The organism is Shewanella sp. SG44-2 (genome assembly GCF_014164215.1).
GTDB lineage: Bacteria > Pseudomonadota > Gammaproteobacteria > Enterobacterales > Shewanellaceae > Shewanella > Shewanella frigidimarina.
In genome coordinates this window covers 40,790-58,052 of record NZ_JACJEU010000011.1, presented here as the reverse complement: position 1 = coordinate 58,052, position 17,263 = coordinate 40,790, and the positions used below count along the sequence as shown (strand labels likewise).

The following is a 17,263-nucleotide window of genomic DNA, read 5'->3' as shown; positions in this document are numbered from 1 at the left end:
AAATACCTAGCGAAGAGTATTTGACTGGAAGCATTGAGCTAGCAGTATTGAATTAGACGTTTTGCGCTATAAGTATTGAGGTAAGAGTACCAAAGTCGCTTGTTGTGAATAATCAGCTTCATAATTGATTGTTATTATTTGCACTCAAGTTGTCATTACAAGCACTGATATGCCGCCCTACAAATGATTTTAACTTATACGCCAAACTTGAAGCATATAGTTTGGCAACGTATCATGCGCTTTTTATTGCGATGAGCCCTTCTATAATGCGCCACTTAACCACTCGTTATCATTCCGACACCCCAGCAGATTTTGTTGCCGCGAATCACCAAACGATGCTAACGCGGCTTGCTGCTCGTGCCATTGTGATGCGTAATAATCAAATATTAATGCTTTACACCCAACGTTATCATGACTATTCATTGCCTGGTGGTGGCGTTGATGTAGGTGAGGAGATAGAGCAAGGGCTGATCCGTGAGTTACAAGAAGAAACTGGCGCTCAACAAATTCGCAATATTAATCCATTCGGCTTATATGAAGAATATCGCCCTTGGCAACGAGATGGTTATACATCGGTTAATATGCTGTCTTATTGTTTCACTTGTGATATTGACAGCCAGCTGGGGGAAACCCAATTTGAAGCTCACGAAATTAATAACGGCATGATACCAGTATGGATTGATATCGATGAGGCTATTGGGCATAACCTTGACACTATCGCCAACAGCAGCAAAAAAGGCTTATCGATTGAACGAGAAACCTTTTTGCTGAAATTGATTAAACAAGAGTTACTGAGCTAGCCTTAAGCCATTGTGGCTTAGCAAAGTAGCATATGGCTATGTTGTATTGTCAGGCTGATGTTATTAGCATCAACTCAGGCTCACAGCTCCGTTAGCCTATAGACAATTCTTTGGCTCTTGTCGTTGCGCACGCCATTGCGCTGGCAACTAGCTCATCAAGATCACCATCCTGAAATGCCAATATTGCCTGTTCCGTCGTGCCTTTAGGTGAGGTCACCTGGTGACGTAAACTTGCCAAATTATGCTGACTGTTCATCGCCATTGATATAGCTCCCATGGCACTCTGCAGCACAGCTTTAGCGGCTATTTCTGGCGGCAATCCTTGTTCAATTGCAGCTTTTTCCATGGCTTCTAAAAATAAGAATAAATACGCCGGTGAGCTACCCGCAGCCGCCACGATGGTCGACATTTGGCTTTCTTCTTTTAACCATACGGTTTCACCTACAGCGCGCATGAGTCTTTCTGCTAGCGCAATGTCATTAGCGTGAGTGTCTGGGCCTGCATATAAACCTGTTAATCCTTCACCAATGGCGGTCGGTAAGTTTGGCATGGCGCAAATGACTTTAGGCGAAAAATGCAGTTTTTGGCGGAGTGTTGCATGTTTGACACCCGCGGCAATCGAGATAACGAGTTTACGGTTATCGTACTGCATAACTTCACTCAACTGCTCACACACTACAGGTACTACAAAAGGCTTAACGGCAACAATGATGACATCAGCAAACGCAACGGCAGCGGTGTTGTCTTGATGTACTTTAACATTGAATTTATCGATCAAGTCGTGTCGGGTGGTTTGGCTGGGGGCGCACACTAGAATATTGGCACTGTTATGACCTTGTTTAAGTAGGCCGCTGATTATGGCTCTTGCCATGTTGCCACCACCGATAAAGGCGATACAGGTATTGGGATCTAATGATTCATGTTGAGAGATGACAACCTCCGAAAATGTCGCTAAAAAAGAAAAGGCCACGCTTTCGCTTGGCCTTTGAATTGTGGTACCTGTTTAATTATGCGCGAACTTGACCTACACCGCTGACTAAGTATTTCTCAGTGGTAAGTGACTCAAGGCCCATAGGTCCGTAGGCATGTAATTTGCTCGTGGCAATACCAATTTCAGCACCTAAACCGAGCTCGCTACCATCAGAAAAACGAGACGATGCATTAACCATTACTACCGAGGCATCCACGGTACGTTGAAAACGCGTAGCCGTTAATTCATTTTGGGTACAAATCACTTCAGTATGATGGCTACCAAAGCGGCGAATATGATTGATCGCATGGTCAAAATCAGTGACTTGGCGAATGGCTATTTCTAAATCCAAATATTCTTGGCCGAAATCATCATCGCTAATAACGTTAGCATGCTCAAAGTATTGCTGGGCATTTTTGCTGACATTAATACGCACTTTATGTGCAGCAAGTTGGGCTGCCACTTTAGGTAAAAATTCTGCTGCTACATCTTGATGTACCAGTAATCCCTCTAGAGCATTACATACTCCAGTGCGTTGGGTCTTGCCATTGAGCAATAAAGAGATCGCAATATCGAGATCGGCATCTTTATCAACATACAAATGACAAACACCTTTAAAGTGTTGAATAACAGGAATTTTACTATTATCCGTAACAAAATTGATTAAGCCTTCGCCACCACGTGGAATAATGACATCAATAAAGTCACGTTGCTGCATAAGCTCTAGTAGTAAGGCGCGATCTGGATCGGGTATCACAGTGATCAGTGCTGGTGGTAACTGATATGCTTGCAATACATTTTGTAAAATAGAAGCAATGATTTTACTTGAATGTAGTGCTTCTTTACCGCCACGCAATATCACTGCATTACCTGATTTAAAGCACAATGCACCCGCATCAGCGGTAACATTAGGGCGTGCTTCATAAATCATACAAACAACGCCTAAAGGTACGCGCATTTTTTGAATGTTTAGACCATTTGGTCGCTCACATATTTCACGTACCATGCCGACCGGATCGGGTAATGATGCAACGGTTTCGATACCCGCGGCCATTGATTCAATACGTTCAGGTGTCAGTGTTAGTCGGTCTATCATTGCCGCGCCTAAATCCGCTTTTTCGGCATGGTCAAGATCCAATAAATTCGCTTTAATAATATCGTCGCTGTGTGCTCTAAGTGCACGGGCCATATCAACTAAAATGGTATTTTTAACTTTTTCATCTAATAGGGCTAGAGTTTGTGCCGCTGTGGCTGCTGCTTGCGATAAATCTTTAATTAAACTCATAGTTGCTCCAAAATGGCGATGTTTTTGTCAGAGATCAGTGGGCCCGTTTTTTGCTGGGCATTGTTGGCAAATTCACGATCTTCCTGGTCTGCAATAAAATGTAATAAACAACTACTGTAGTTTGATTTGGCTTTAGCCAATTTAGTACCATCGCCTTTGCGCACTAGAACAGTATCACCGACGGAAAAGTTGCCTCTTACGGCCACTACATCGTCTGTGGTTAGTTGAGTATCATGTTCTTCAAGGTCAGCGCTAAAGTCATTTTCGACAATTAACTCACCTTGAATTTGTGAGGTATGCATCATCCAATGCAAGTGTTCTTGCATCGGTACATCATACGGGGTGAATAAAGTGCCTGGATTTTGGCCCTTTAAAAGTTGATTGAATGTGTCCGCGTCAAAACCATCCACAATCATGGTTTCAATTCCGTGTGAAATCGCTTTCTCAGCGGCTTCAATCTTGGTTAACATGCCACCAGTACCTACGCTGCTCGTAGCACCGCCAGCCATAGCATAAATCTCAGCATTGATTTCACTGACTTGCTTAATTAGCGTGGCATCTTCATGTAAATTAGGGTTTTTAGTATAAAGCCCTTTTACGTCAGAGCAGATAATTAACGCATCTGCATCCGCTGCTGCGGCGACCATAGCTGATAAATTGTCATTATCACCCACACGTAACTTGGCTGCGGTAACAGCATCGTTTTCGTTGATAATGGGAAGTAAGCCATTGTCTAACAGGGTAAAAATAGTATTTTTAATGCTGATATAACGGTCGCGATCGCGTAAATCACCATGGGTAAGTAATAACTGCGCCGAAGGGAAATCAAATAACTTATCCCAAGTGGCCATCATATCGGCCTGGCCTGCTGCTGCCATGGCTTTTTTAAGCGAAATGCTTGGTTCTGCCGTATCAGGGAATCGATGTCTACCAGCGGCAACTGAACCTGAAGATACCAATACAACTTGGCATCCTTGAGCGCGACAGGTAGCAATAAACTGTGCAATACCTAATAAATAATGGCTGCTACAACCTTGTTGATGGGGCGCAATTAATGCGCTTCCCACTTTAACGACAATCCGTTTCCAATGTGAAGTTGACATAGTATTGTTCTCCATTACTGTTGCTCGGTTAAAACACGATTCGCTTCATGGAAGGTATCAACTGTTTTATTACAAGGATCCGAGTCAAGAGCACTGGCAATCCAAATCACTACACTACTAACAATAAAGCCTGGGATCATTTCATAAACCACGCTGGTTAATGCTTTTCCGTCGGCAAGCACAGGAGCATATATCCAAAAGAGGACGGTAGCAGCACCTGAAACAATACCAGCTACAGCGGCTTTATGAGTGAGATTTTGTTTGTATAAACTAAACAATACCAGTGGACCAAAGGCCGCGCCAAATCCTGCCCAAGCATTACTCACTAACGATAAAATACTGTTAGAGCGATCCAGTGCTAGTAAACTTGCCACAATGGCAACTCCAGCAACACCATAACGGCCCATTTTAACCATTTCTTTATCCGTTGATTCTTTCTTTGAAATCACCCGATAGATATCTTCAGTTAGCGAGCTTGACGATACTAATAACTGTGAAGATATGGTGCTCATAATCGCGGCTAAAATAGCTGCAAGCAAGAAACCACTGATTAAAGGATTAAACAGTAATTCTGAAAATATAATAAAGATGGTTTCAGGATCACTGACTTTCATGTCAAATTTGTTGGCATAGGCAATACCGACTAGACCTGTAGCCAGCGCACCAACGATAGTGACTGTCATCCAGCTCATGCCAATTCTTCGTGCGGTTTTGATATCCGAGACTGAGCGGATAGCCATAAATCGTACAATAATATGTGGTTGGCCAAAATAACCTAATCCCCAAGAAAGACTGGAAATTAACCCGAGCATAGTGACATTTTGCATCGCATCAGAAAAATGCGGAATAGACTCATAAGCAAAGCCCATCATTTTGTCTGCGCTACTAAACTCTTGATACGCAACCACGGGTACTAAAACTAAGGCAATAAACATAATACAGCCTTGTACAAAGTCCGTCAGACTTACGGCTAAGAAGCCACCGAGTAGGGTATAAGACACTACTACAGCAAGGGTGACGATTAACCCTAGTTCATAACTTAAATCAAATGCTGATACAAATAACTTTCCACCAGCGACAAGCCCAGCTGATGTATATAAGGTAAAGAAGATAACGATGATAACTGCTGCGATAATACGCACATGACCGTTAGGTGCATGGAAGCGCTTAGCAAAAAACTCAGGAATGGTCAGGGAGTTATCTGCAACTTCGGTATAGACCCTTAATTTAGGTGCTACAACAAGGTAATTAACCAATGCACCAATTAATAGACCTAATGCAATGTAGATGGTTTCAAAGCCAACCAAGAACATAGCCCCAGGTAAGCCCATTAGCATCCAGCCACTCATATCGGAGGCACCTGCTGACAGCGCGGTAACTTGTGGGCTGACTTTACGGCCACCCAAAATGTAACCCGATACATCGCTTGTTGATTGTTTATACGCGAACAATCCAATGCCTAGCATTACCAGGAAATATATTGCTAATGAGACATAGGTTAAGTAATGCATGAATTATTTTCCTCCTAACGCTTTGTGATTTTGAATCCCGCTAGGTTTCAACATAACAAAGAGATAGGTGCTTAGAAGGGCACATAAACAAAATAATTGTGAAGCCTCTTTCAGCTTTAGTGTAGCGGTATTCAACATAGTGGTAATGAGATTTTCTTCGTTTGACGTGTCCGTTGACATAATGTCCTCCTGGGTGCGGGCTAATCGGCTTATTGTTAATTTATTTTTCATTCAACAATAAAAAACCACCAAACTAGTTAGTGGTCTAACTATATTAACATCATTTTAGGTAAAATTTCCAATCCAATCTCAGTTAAGTCAGTAATAAATGTTTTTTAACAACTATTTAACGTCATATCGATATATAGCCAGCGACAATAATTATGTCGATACCACGCTGGCTACTTGGGTTGTGATAATAATTTCCTTATGTGTAGCTCATCTTTTAAATTTTTGATGGGGCTAAGTTAAGTTGCTGTATTAAATGTTTTATATATTGATTGTGTAGTGTGTGCTTCATAGGTTTAGCAGGATATTAGCTTGATATAGATGCTATAGAGTGCGTATTGTGCAGTGTAAACGTTACCAATATGGTGTTATTCGTAAGAGGACATGACACATTATTTTGCTATTAATAAGGTGTTTTTACGCAAGTGATTACAGTTCAAATGATTTGAATTCAAATGGTTTTAGCTCAAGTAACTATGCCGGAAATATTTGATCTTACCGGGTGACATGTGATGAATGACCGCTTCATTTTCAAACATTAGTAAGGCGACTGTTTCAAAATACTCATACTTCACGGCATGGATATGGTGGAATATCTATTGGCGACTTCAGTAGCAATAGTGGGTTAAGTTAGTGTGCTAGTTTAGTGATAACATTTCTGTGAGATTGGACTTTACTGGCTTATGTTAATGTTGTCCTCCCCCTGATATTAGTGGGAAACTGGGCTTCAAACCGCGATTTAATACAATGTTATTGCATTTAAATAGACGTTCGGTCTAATATTGGCCTATGAACAATTTAAGCTTAGATATAATGACGAGTCCACATACTAGTTCAAACCCTAAACCGCGCAGAGGTAGACCACCTAAAGTATCGCGAGATAATCCTGATACTCGGGCTGAGCTTATTCGTAGTGGTCTTGAACAATTGACAGAGCAAGGTTTTGCCTCATCGGGTATAGAACCTATTTTGAAAAAGGTTGGCGTACCGAAAGGCTCTTTTTATCATTATTTTGCGAGTAAAGAAGCCTTTGGCCAAGCGGTATTGCAGAACTATGCTGAATACTTTTTACATAAACTTGAGATCCATTTGCTCGATGAAGCTTATTTGCCGTTAACGCGAATTAGACATTTTGTTGAAGATGCTAAAGCAGGAATGATTCGATACCAATTTAAACGTGGTTGTTTAGTGGGTAATTTGGGGCAAGAAGTGGGCGTTTTACCAGAGAGCTTTAGGCCGCTTATTATCGAGATTTTTTTGAGTTGGCAAGCTTGTTTAGCTCGCTGCCTCAAGGCCGCACAATCACTTGGACAAATCGCTGAAACAGCAGATTGTGATGCCCTAGCGGAAAGTTTTTGGGTTGGCTGGGAAGGGGCGGTAAGCCGCGCAAAGTTAGTTCAAGATGAACGACCGCTTGATAACTACTATGATCATTTTATGGCAGCGTTACCAAAGTAAAATTTTTTAATCATTAATAGACGATCAGTCTAAATTAGGAGTGCAGAATGTTTAATGGCATGTTGATCGAGAAAGATGACCAAGGTTACCGCACCACAGTGAAAAGCATTGATGAAAGCGTGCTACCTGAAGGTGATGTGACGGTAAATGTGCTTTATAGCACCCTCAATTATAAAGATGCGCTCGCGATTACCGGTAAAGCGCCGGTAGTGAGATCATTCCCTATTGTGCCAGGCATTGATCTAGTAGGCATTGTCGAACATAGCGATAGCGACAAATTCGTTACGGGTGATACGGTATTATTAAATGGTTTTGGGGTAGGCGAAACCCATTGTGGTGGCTTGGCCACTAAAGCCCGTTTAAAAAGTGAATGGCTTATTCCACTGCCAAAGGCATTTTCACCGCAACAAGCAATGGCGATAGGCACAGCAGGCTATACCGCAATGTTATGTGTGATAGCTCTTGAGAAAAATGGCGTAACGCCAGATAAAGGTGAGGTGCTTGTCACTGGTGCTAATGGCGGAGTAGGCAGTTTTGCTATCGCTATTTTAGCTAAGTTGGGCTATCACGTCGTCGCTTCGACTGGCCGAATGGATGAAAGTGACTACCTAAGAAAATTAGGTGCTAAAGACATTATCGATCGCACAACTTTGTCAGAAGCGGGTCGTCCATTAGCAAAAGAGCGTTGGGCTGGTGCTGTTGATTCTGTCGGCAGCCATACTTTAGCCAATGTGTGTGCCAGTACCAAGTATGGTGGAACGGTTGCCGCTTGTGGTTTGGCACAGGGAATGGATTTTCCTGCCAGCGTAGCGCCGTTTATTTTACGTTGTGTGACCCTAGCGGGTGTTGACAGTGTAATGCGACCTTTAGCTGACCGTATTGAGGCATGGCAACGTTTAGGTGATATCCTGGATGTTGGTGTTTTCGATGACATTGTTCACGAGATCAGCTTGACTGAAGCGATTGATGTGGCAAGTGATTTGTTAGCAGGTAAGGTTCGTGGCCGTGTGGTTGTTGATGTAAATCGTTAATCGAATGATTTTAATAGAAGGTATTTATCTAAATACTTTGTCGGTCTGTGCATAGCAGGCCGATTAATTTCTAGCACTATTGGCTGTACCATCTAGTACTTTATAACAGTAAGCCGTCTCGATAATCTCCTGCCACAGCAAGGTTTATGAATGCCTTTATTCGAAGATTTAATGCAGAAGTAAGATATTCAGAATACTATTTTTACATCACTATTTTCAGTTGTGTTATTACTCTGCGGCAAGTGTTGATGATCTGACATAACGGTCAATAAAATTTTGTGTCGGCATAGGTTTGGCAAATAAATAGCCTTGTAAGTAATCGCATGAAAGTTGTTGAAGTAACTGATGCTGCCCTATGGTTTCAACGCCCTCAGCGACCACTTTAACCTTTAAATGATGTGCCATGGTGATAATGGCTCGCACCAACGCAATACTATTTTCATTGCTTTCCATATGCTTAATAAATGAACGGTCAATTTTTAAAATATCAATATCGAGCCGTTGCAAATAGGCTAATGATGAATATCCGACCCCAAAATCATCAATGGCGATATCAATACCGTAATTGTTGAGTCGCAGCATTTGTTGTTGAATGGGTGAGTCTGGGTCCATCAAGGTATTTTCTGTCACTTCAATAATCATGGTATCGCGAGGTAAATTGAATTTATTGCACGCTAATATCCATTCATCGACCCACAAACCCTCATGATCAATTTGTAGCGGTGAGGTATTAACGCTCACTTGCATTTTGTTGCCCGACAGCTGATAAAAATGAGCGGCATCTTCAATCGCTTGATTTCTTACCCAATTACCTATGTCTTCTATTAAACCATTTTGTTCGGCCACTGGAATAAATTCATTGGGTCCAATAAGGCCGCGTTGTGGATGATCCCAACGGATGAGCGCTTCTGCCTTAGTAACTGTAATGCCGCATTGATCAAAAATAGGTTGATAAAACAACACAAATTGACCGAGTTTGAGTGCTATGCGAATTTCTTCGATAAGGCGCCGTTTTTCAATGGCTTGTTCTTCGATAGCATGAGAGAAAAACTCATATCGATTACGGCCTTTGCTTTTAGATAAGTACATCGCTTGGTCGGCATGTTTAACTAACGCTTCAACATTTTGGCCATCAGCTGGATAAAACGTGAGTCCGATGCTACCCGTCACGTTAACTTGTACCTCTTCAATGCTAATGCATTGCATCAGGCTACTTTTCACTTTTTCAGCAATGGAGGCTGCGTGTTCTAAGTCACTCACATCTTCAATAATTAAGGTGAATTCGTCTCCGCCGAGTCGTGCAACCGTATCATGATCTCGAACGCACCCGCGTAAACGTTTAGCCACTTGATGCAGTAACCTATCCCCATATTCATGGCCTAAGGAATCGTTGATCTCTTTGAAGCCATCTAGGTCGATAAAAATTAACGCAAAAACCATGTGGTCAGTATCAATGAGCAATTGAAGTTTTTCATAGAAATAACGTCGATTAGGTAACAGAGTTAATCCATCTTGATAGGCATATTCGTGTAACTGGCTATTGGCATTTTCAAGTTCTCCAGTACGCAGTTTTACTTCAGTTTCAAGTGAACTCTCACGCTGTTCAATATTATCTAACATGCTATTAAAACATGTGGTTAATTGGCCAATTTCATCTTCAGACTGAATTTGAGCACGTAAACTGTAATCTTGTGATTCGGTTATTTTTTGCGAAATTTTAGCGAGGTATAACATCGGGCTTAAAAATTTACGACGTAAAAATAATGATAGAAAAAAGCTGGCACAAAGAGATGATAAGAGTAATAGCACAATAAATTGGCCGTAAAACGTAATCCTATCGGTAATAATGCTGTCATCAACCGATATGTGTAAATCACCATAGTTTTGGCTGTCGAGTGTTAATGGTGTTATCACTTGAGTGATGTCATTGAGGTCGTCATCAGTCAAGGTCATAGAAGGGCGCTTTGATAATGCTTGAGCTAAAACTGCGCCTTCAACATTAGTGACACTGACTGACAATACATCTGATCTTATCAAAATAGGATTAATCAGTTCTTGAATGGCGTCTTGATCATCAAACAATAAGGCTGCGGTGATATTAGGTGACAGCATTTGCGATAAGCTGTGTAAACTTTCAACTTGCTCTCTTTTAGCAGAAGACAGCTCGAAAGCGCTAAATATTGATGTCACTGTCAGTGTAGAAATGAGGGCAACGCTCATTAAAATGAACTGCAATTTTTTACTGATAGTATTGAGTGTGAAAAATTGTTTCATAGCATTAATTGTTCACTACTCGACCTAGGCGCAATACTTTTGAACTCATCGTGATACCAGACAATTTTAACTTGTCGGGTGATACTTCAAAACGAATTTTACCACCGGATAAAAAGAAACGAATATGCCCGCCTTGCACTATAAAGTTGTCAGTTTCACCGACGATCATGACATCTGCAAGATGTTTATTATTCAATTGTTGCCAAGATTCAAGGGTGTCTGTTGTGATAAACAAGATATTGCACTGAGCTAAGTCTGTTTCTGTGAGGCTCACTTCGACATTTTCTATCGGTAAATTATTGACTTTACGACCCTTGAGAATTGAGCGCGAGACACTGATAAAGCTATTATCAGGGCTGCACAATGTAAAAGAACTGGCCATATTAGCGTGGTTTTTCCATTCGCCGTAACGGGCAAAGTTAAATAAAAAACCAGCTTTTAGTGCATATTCTTTTTCAACAGCAATCGCGCCTTGGCTTATAGAAAGCAAAAGCGTTATTAATGAGCCAAACAGAATACGTTTAATGGTTATCATCAAGTTAGTTAGAATTTCGCTGTGATTTTAAAAGTGACACTTTCATCGATATAGGTTGATTGTGTGTACGTTTCCCCACGATTTCCATACTCAAGATGCGAGCCTGCAAACAGGTTTTTACCCATAATGGCGAAAGCCCAATTAGGCTGGAAAGCCCAATTCCAGGTTATATCGAGAGCGGTATAATTATCTGTACGATAGGCATCACTATTTTCAACTCTGAGTGAAGCAAAGATATTATGCTGCTCAAAAAAATGAATATCAGCTTTAGTAAAGAGTTGGCGACTGGTTGAGTCATAGCCAATTGCGGGAAAGGTGTTGTCCACTAAGTCGTAATTAAAGGTGTTATAGCTATAACCTACTTCGGCAGTAAAGTTGTCAACTGGCTGCCATGATAACACCACATCCCCCCCCTCAGTGGTAAGACCGGCATTAGAAACTAAGTCAAAGTTAATCGATGTAGTTGTCAATGCTTGCACCGCGGCATCAATTTGACCAGCTTGTAACATTGCAAAAATGGGGGTAAATTGATCTATATTAGGATCGATTTCTATCACGGCGACATTATCCGTGTCGGTATGATAAACTGATAAATCTAGTGCCCATGTAGTATCAGATAAACGATAGCCCATTTCATAAGATACCGACTTTTCCGATTTCACTTTATTATTACCATTTAGGTAAGTTCGGATGTAATAACTATCAATTTCGGGTATGCCAGTGGTGATAGGAGATACTTCGTCGACTCTTTGGCCATCAATAATGTAGTTGTCGTTAAACATCAGTAACGATGGCACGAGAACACTTTTTGATACAGATAACCATACGACTTGGTTATTCTGTGGTTTCCATACTAATCTTGCTAACGGTTGGCTTTCCCAGCCGGTCAAATCATTATGGTCAACTTTGACACCGACAATAAAGTCTAATTTGTCAGCAATCACGTTGTATTGAGCTTGTGCTAATGTGCCATATTGCTGAAGATTATCAAAACCACCGTCGCTTTGTATAAATGTACTTTCTGCAAATGAAATAGTGTTGTAACGATAATTTAGCCCCCAATCAAACTGTAAGTCTTGATACAAAAAGTTAATTTGGTAATCAAGGTCAAATGATTCGAACTCTTCTTGAATATAAGTTTGCTCACCACTTTGCTTTAACCAAGATGTTTGCAGCATTTGGTTGGCGGAAGGCGAAATGCGATTTTCCAATCTTGCCATGATGCGGGCATCGGTACGATCTAAGCTACCGGTAAATGAGATATTGCGGTTACTACTGTCAACGACGCCGTTAAAATTTTGGCCTAAAGTTGACTGAGTTATATCACCTTGAATAAGACCAGACCATTGGTCATTGGGAGTGAAATCGAACCGTGCCCCAACAGATTGCTGCTCGGAAAAGTCAGCAGGTGCCATCCTAAAGCCTTTGTCCGATGTCTGGCCATCTTTCACATGACCATAGACTCTAAAGCTGCCATTATTACCGATATCGCCACCATATCGAAGGTTGGTATCGACATTAAGTTGGCTACCACTGCTGACATCAGCATGTACGCCCCGAGTGTCGATGCTGTTCTTGGTAATGATATTGATCACGCCATTAGTGGCATTACTGCCCCACAGAAACCCGCCTTGGCCGCGGATAATTTCGATACGTTCAATATCGTATAACGGCACGTTCAGGGTTTCCCAATATACAGCGGCAAACTCTGGTGTATATAAGCTTTGACCGTCGATCATGACTAATAATTTGCTTGAAAATCGCGAAGCAACACCACGGGATGAAATAGCCCATTGGTTATTATCTAGTTGTCTTACGGCTAATCCTGGGACCATTTTCAGCGCTTCTGGCACAGACGTTACACCTGAACGAGTGATTTGTTCTTTGGTTAATACGTATATAGATGAGGCAGTTTCAAAGGCTGATTGGGTTCTTTTCATTGCCGAAGTTACTTGTACATCCATCGCCATCAGTGAATCTAAATCTAAATCAAGGTCGCTAAGAGATTCTTCAGCTACAACCCAAGGCGAAATCAATATAAATAAGTACAATAATGCAGGTGATAACTTCACGCCAATGTCCCCAAAAATCTTTGATAATGATGATATTTTTTTATTTGTTTTATTTTAACACACGCTGTTAACTAAATGTCAGTCTATCTCTTTCAATATACGGATTAATTTACTTTTTGTTAACGACTCAATCGTTATTTTTAGGGCGATATCTGTGAGTATTATCAACAATTGATGAAAAAACGATTGTGATCTGCTTCTAAAGGTAATGAGTTATAGTTAACTCGCTACCTTTAGTGTGAAAGATCAATAAAGACGATGGCGTATTTTAACGGTAAACTATACACATTATAGAGACAGCTTTTGAGGTCATGAGATAGCATGGTAGAACTACAGCAAAATAATCCACTTCACGGTTTAAAATCAGAAACGATGATATCTGAATTAGTGGCATTTTATGATTGGAAAATTCTATACGCAGCCTTGCGTTTAGAGTGCTTCAATACCAACCCGAATATGGACGCTTGTGTTAAGTTCCTAAAAAAGACGGAATGGGCGAGAGAGCGTGTTGAAAACTTTTATTTATATCGTTTCAAGCGTATGCCAAAAGGTAACTCAGCACAATTTGAATTAAAACCTCGTGAACGTGGTTTTGCTGATGGTATTTTACCGCGTAAGCCGCAGCCTTTAACGGTTGAGTTAGTTGCCGAAATGAAAGCCAAAGCAACGGCTGATTATGAGCAAATGAAACATAATCAAAGTCGTTCATATGCTTCTTCATCATCACCGTCATATTCCTCATCGAGCCGTTCAAATGACAGCGATGCAGCGACACAGCGCAGTAATCAAAATAAGCCGCAGCCTACATTTGATCCAAACAATCCGTGGAATAAATAACCACTAGACTGATCTCATGTCAACGTTGGCGCTATAAAAGGGAAAAGCCTAGATGCTAGGACGCTGCTAGATGCTATACAATCTTAGCAGCGAAGCGATACTTGCAGTTGGTCATCAATATCAAACTTGCCATTTGTTCTGCTAACAAGGCGTATTTACGCATAAATAACTTGTTTAATTCAGGTCAATACAGCGCAAATAGCTGAAGACGTCGCTATTTTATAATCGTTTATTATCTAGGACTGAGGTTAGCTGAATAAGGTTAATTGTTTTTGTTAAGCACGTTTTAGCTATTTCTATCAAGATGTAGACACACGAGAGAATGATTGCTTAAATAGCAATGCATGTCTTTGTTGTATTTAACAACAGCGCATTCGTTCAAGGTGATTGGGATTACTTTGGCGGTGCTGTTAGCTTAAATTGAGGCATAAAGGATTAAGAACCTCATCCATTTTGCTGATTAGCATTGGGATACAACAAGGATAATAATAATGAAACTGAATAAAATTCTACTCGCTATCGTTATGGCTTCTAGCGTTGCGATAGTGGGTTGCGGTGATGACACTCAATACGGTAAAACCCCTCAACCAGATCCACAACCCGAAGTCGTTACTCCTCCTTTACAAGCCTTTGCCCCTAATGGCAGCTTAAAAGTTCAAATTCGCCGAACTCAATATGGTGTACCACACATTACTGCCGACAATTTAGAGAGTCTTGGTTTCGGTAATGGTTATGCCCAAGCACAAGATAATTTATGTGTAATTGCAGATGGCTTTATTAAAGCCAATTCTGAACGGTCGATGTATTTTGGTCCCCATGCTTCGATTGACTTTACTACTGGCCTTCCAACCAGTGAAGATAACGGTAACTTAATTTCTGACTTTGCCTACAAAGCATTGAAAATCAGGCAGCTTGCTGAAAACCAATACCCACAGTTTAGTTATAATTCGCGTGCATTAATGGAAGGTTTCAGTGCGGGTTATAATCAATATCTTGCCGATGTAGAAGCTGGAACTCAAACCGGTGAGCCATTTTGTGCTGGTCAACCGTGGGTTAAACCTATTAGCGGTGTTGATGTTGCAAGCTATCTATTTTCTATCGCGCTATTACCTGGGGCGGCAAACTTTTTAGATTTAATTTTTTACGCCAACCCTGGCGATGCTCAAGAATATTTACCGCGTATTGTTGGACCAGCACCATCCACTGCGCAAACTGCGTTTGTGCAGGATATGAACAACAAATTAATCGCACGGTCTGCAACCATTACCACACCGGAAACTAATCCGCGAAATTTGGGTTCTAATGGTTGGGGTTTAGGAAAGGATAAAACCGAAAATGGTAAAGGCATGGTGTTGGGCAACCCGCATTTTCCGCATACTGGTAATTTACGTTTTTGGCAGTCGCATTTGACTATACCAGGGCAAATGGATGTGATGGGTGGCTCATTAGCCGGTATGCCTGGCTTGGTTAACATTGGTTTTAATAAAGATGTAGCCTGGACCCATACCTTTTCAACCGCAGAACATTTTGTAATGTATAACCTTGAGTTAGTTGCTGGTGATAGATTGCAATATATGTACGATAATTCGCCGATGCCAATCAACAAAGAAACGGTTTCGGTATTAGTTAATGCAGGCCCCGCAGGCATGTTGGTAGCACAGAAGGATATTTACACCACAGCCAAAGGTCCGATGGTTGAAGCACCACCAACATTAGCGCCATTTGGATGGGACGATGGCCAGGCTTTCTTTATTCAAGATGCCAACATGGCCAATAAAGATCCGCTCGATCATTGGTTAGCCATGAACCTTGCATCCAATAAAGATGAGTTTCAACAAGCGTTTAAAAATTATGATGGGGTGATTTTTAATAACACCATGTATGCAGATAAAGAAGGCAATGCGTTTTATATTGACGACTCAACCGTCCCGGGTTTTTCTGACTTAGTGGTCGATATTATTAAGACGACTCCAGCGATACAAGCGGCGAGAGCCCAAGCAGGGTTTACTATTCTACCCGGTAATACCTCGGTATTTAGTTATGATTCGCCAATGCCATATGAACGTGCGCCTAAGCTTGAACGTACAGACTTTGTGCAAAACTCAAATAACTCCTTTTGGTCTACTAACTTAGCGGCACCGCTCGAAAACTACTCTCCTTTATACGGTCCAGAACGAGGTCAATTATCGTTACGTACTCGTATGGGCTTAACCTTAATGGAAGATGCCGCGGGTGATGACGGTAAATTTAATATTGAGGAATTAGAGACGGCTTTATTATCCAATCGGGCTTATCTTGCTGAATTAGTGTTACCCGACTTAATTAGCCAGTGTGAGCAACAAGGGGCTACGCCGGTGATGGTTAGCGCAACATTGTCTAAAGATGTCTCGGCATCATGTGCCGCGCTAAAGGCGTGGAACGGTAAACAAGATAACGACAGCAAAGGCGGGGCGTTACTTCGAGAGTTTGCCCATCAGTTCAATCAAAACACCATGTTAACAGAAGCTTTTGATTATATGAGTGCGGCAACCACGCCCAATAAGCTCAACACAGATGGTAGTGCATTAGTGGCTTTAGCTCATGCAGCTTTGAATCTTGAAGCGGCAGGTTTTGCGGTTGATGTTGCGTTAGGGGGTGTGCAATTTGTTGAAAAGTCACTTCCTGATGGTACTGCATCTGGGGTTAAGTTACCTTGGCCTGGTAGCCATAATGCGGAAGGTGGCTTTAACGTATTCTCGACCAGTTTATCGGGCGATGACACCTTAATTCCTCAGCATAAATATAGCCCTGTTATGGATGTTGTTTCTGGTAATGCTACAGCATCAGGATTAACGGCTGAAGGTTACCAAGTGCGTTATGGTTCAAGTTGGATGATGACAGTGAGCTTTACTGATGATGGTCCTAAGGCAAAGGGCATTTTGACCTATTCAGAGTCTAGCAATGTGTTGAGTCCAAGTTATTCCGATCAAAGTGAATTGTATTCTTCGACAAAACAATTACGTCCATTGCTATTTACTGAGGCAGAAATCCAAGCATCAGTTGAATCTAGCATCGAGCTCACCCTACAAAAATAGACTATCGGTTCATTCTGGTTGAGCTTACAAAACTAAAACCTTACTGATATTTGTCGGTGAGGTTTTATCATTTTAATAAGCGAAT

The 17,263-nt window shown here is 41.4% G+C and carries 12 protein-coding genes; 5 read left to right on the top strand and 7 right to left on the bottom strand.

The features are described 5' to 3' along the window. The first annotated feature begins 266 nt into the window (after positions 1-266). A complete protein-coding gene (locus tag H5181_RS10555; RefSeq protein WP_059745629.1) occupies positions 267-800 on the top strand; it encodes an NUDIX hydrolase in 534 nt (177 codons plus the stop codon). Between the two features lie 91 nt (positions 801-891). Here the strand turns inward: H5181_RS10555 and proC are convergent, their stop codons facing one another. From proC to putP, 4 genes are read right to left on the bottom strand one after another with little or no spacing between them, the layout of a single operon-like run. Further along, positions 892-1,770 carry a pyrroline-5-carboxylate reductase gene (gene proC, locus H5181_RS10550; RefSeq protein ID WP_102037121.1) on the bottom strand — a complete coding sequence of 293 codons (879 nt, stop codon included), beginning with the start codon at positions 1,768-1,770 and terminating at the stop codon, positions 892-894. A gap of 37 nt (positions 1,771-1,807) precedes the next feature. After that, a complete protein-coding gene (locus tag H5181_RS10545; protein WP_182750989.1) occupies positions 1,808-3,055 on the bottom strand; it encodes a glutamate-5-semialdehyde dehydrogenase in 1,248 nt (415 codons plus the stop codon). Then, positions 3,052-4,158: a glutamate 5-kinase gene (proB, locus tag H5181_RS10540; RefSeq protein ID WP_011636242.1), complete on the bottom strand. Its 1,107-nt coding sequence runs from the start codon at positions 4,156-4,158 to the stop codon at positions 3,052-3,054. Before proB ends, H5181_RS10545 begins: the two co-directional genes overlap by 4 nt. 14 nt (positions 4,159-4,172) lie before the next feature. Continuing rightward, on the bottom strand, positions 4,173-5,669 hold the full coding sequence (gene putP, locus H5181_RS10535; RefSeq protein ID WP_011636243.1) for a sodium/proline symporter PutP: 1,497 nt from the start codon (positions 5,667-5,669) through the stop codon (positions 4,173-4,175). A 1,041-nt stretch (positions 5,670-6,710) separates the two neighbouring features. Here putP and H5181_RS10530 point away from each other — a divergent pair. Next, entirely contained in the window at positions 6,711-7,355 is a 645-nt protein-coding gene (locus tag H5181_RS10530) for a TetR/AcrR family transcriptional regulator (RefSeq protein WP_259397029.1), read from the top strand. 47 nt (positions 7,356-7,402) lie between these two features. Further along, positions 7,403-8,386, top strand: a complete 984-nt coding sequence (locus H5181_RS10525; protein ID WP_182750987.1) for an MDR family oxidoreductase — start codon at positions 7,403-7,405, stop codon at positions 8,384-8,386. 228 nt (positions 8,387-8,614) lie between these two features. On the opposite strand, the gene H5181_RS10520 is transcribed toward H5181_RS10525, so the two are convergent. Genes H5181_RS10520 through H5181_RS10510 form a run of 3 tightly spaced genes read right to left on the bottom strand, consistent with a single transcriptional unit; the run spans position 8,615 to position 13,267 of the window. Beyond that, complete coding sequence (locus tag H5181_RS10520; RefSeq protein WP_182750986.1) at positions 8,615-10,660, bottom strand: bifunctional diguanylate cyclase/phosphodiesterase; 2,046 nt, start codon at positions 10,658-10,660, stop codon at positions 8,615-8,617. Positions 10,661-10,664: 4 nt separating this feature from the next. Next, positions 10,665-11,195: a YfiR family protein gene (locus H5181_RS10515; RefSeq protein ID WP_182750985.1), complete on the bottom strand. Its 531-nt coding sequence runs from the start codon at positions 11,193-11,195 to the stop codon at positions 10,665-10,667. Positions 11,196-11,203: 8 nt separating this feature from the next. Continuing rightward, the gene (locus H5181_RS10510) at positions 11,204-13,267 is read right to left on the bottom strand and encodes a TonB-dependent receptor domain-containing protein (RefSeq protein ID WP_182750984.1); all 2,064 of its coding nucleotides are present in this window, start codon (positions 13,265-13,267) and stop codon (positions 11,204-11,206) included. Between the two features lie 321 nt (positions 13,268-13,588). Here H5181_RS10510 and H5181_RS10505 point away from each other — a divergent pair, with 321 nt between their 5' ends. Both H5181_RS10505 and H5181_RS10500 read left to right on the top strand, forming a co-directional pair. Then, positions 13,589-14,104, top strand: coding sequence for a VF530 family protein (locus H5181_RS10505; protein ID WP_011636249.1), 516 nt, complete (start codon positions 13,589-13,591; stop codon positions 14,102-14,104). Between the two features lie 491 nt (positions 14,105-14,595). Beyond that, entirely contained in the window at positions 14,596-17,178 is a 2,583-nt protein-coding gene (locus H5181_RS10500) for an acylase (RefSeq protein WP_182750983.1), read from the top strand. Positions 17,179-17,263 lie beyond the last annotated feature (85 nt).

Bases quoted from the DNA above. Each gene is read 5' to 3' on its own strand.
- proB (WP_011636242.1), bottom strand. From the start codon at position 4,158: ATGTCAACTTCACATTGGAAACGGATTGTCGTTAAAGTGGGAAGCGCA.
- H5181_RS10520 (WP_182750986.1), bottom strand. From the start codon at position 10,660: ATGAAACAATTTTTCACACTCAATACTATCAGTAAAAAATTGCAGTTC.
- putP (WP_011636243.1), bottom strand. From the start codon at position 5,669: ATGCATTACTTAACCTATGTCTCATTAGCAATATATTTCCTGGTAATG.
- H5181_RS10515 (WP_182750985.1), bottom strand. From the start codon at position 11,195: ATGATAACCATTAAACGTATTCTGTTTGGCTCATTAATAACGCTTTTG.
- H5181_RS10545 (WP_182750989.1), bottom strand. From the start codon at position 3,055: ATGAGTTTAATTAAAGATTTATCGCAAGCAGCAGCCACAGCGGCACAA.
- H5181_RS10505 (WP_011636249.1), top strand. From the start codon at position 13,589: ATGGTAGAACTACAGCAAAATAATCCACTTCACGGTTTAAAATCAGAA.
- H5181_RS10525 (WP_182750987.1), top strand. From the start codon at position 7,403: ATGTTTAATGGCATGTTGATCGAGAAAGATGACCAAGGTTACCGCACC.
- H5181_RS10500 (WP_182750983.1), top strand. From the start codon at position 14,596: ATGAAACTGAATAAAATTCTACTCGCTATCGTTATGGCTTCTAGCGTT.
- H5181_RS10530 (WP_259397029.1), top strand. From the start codon at position 6,711: ATGACGAGTCCACATACTAGTTCAAACCCTAAACCGCGCAGAGGTAGA.
- H5181_RS10555 (WP_059745629.1), top strand. From the start codon at position 267: ATGCGCCACTTAACCACTCGTTATCATTCCGACACCCCAGCAGATTTT.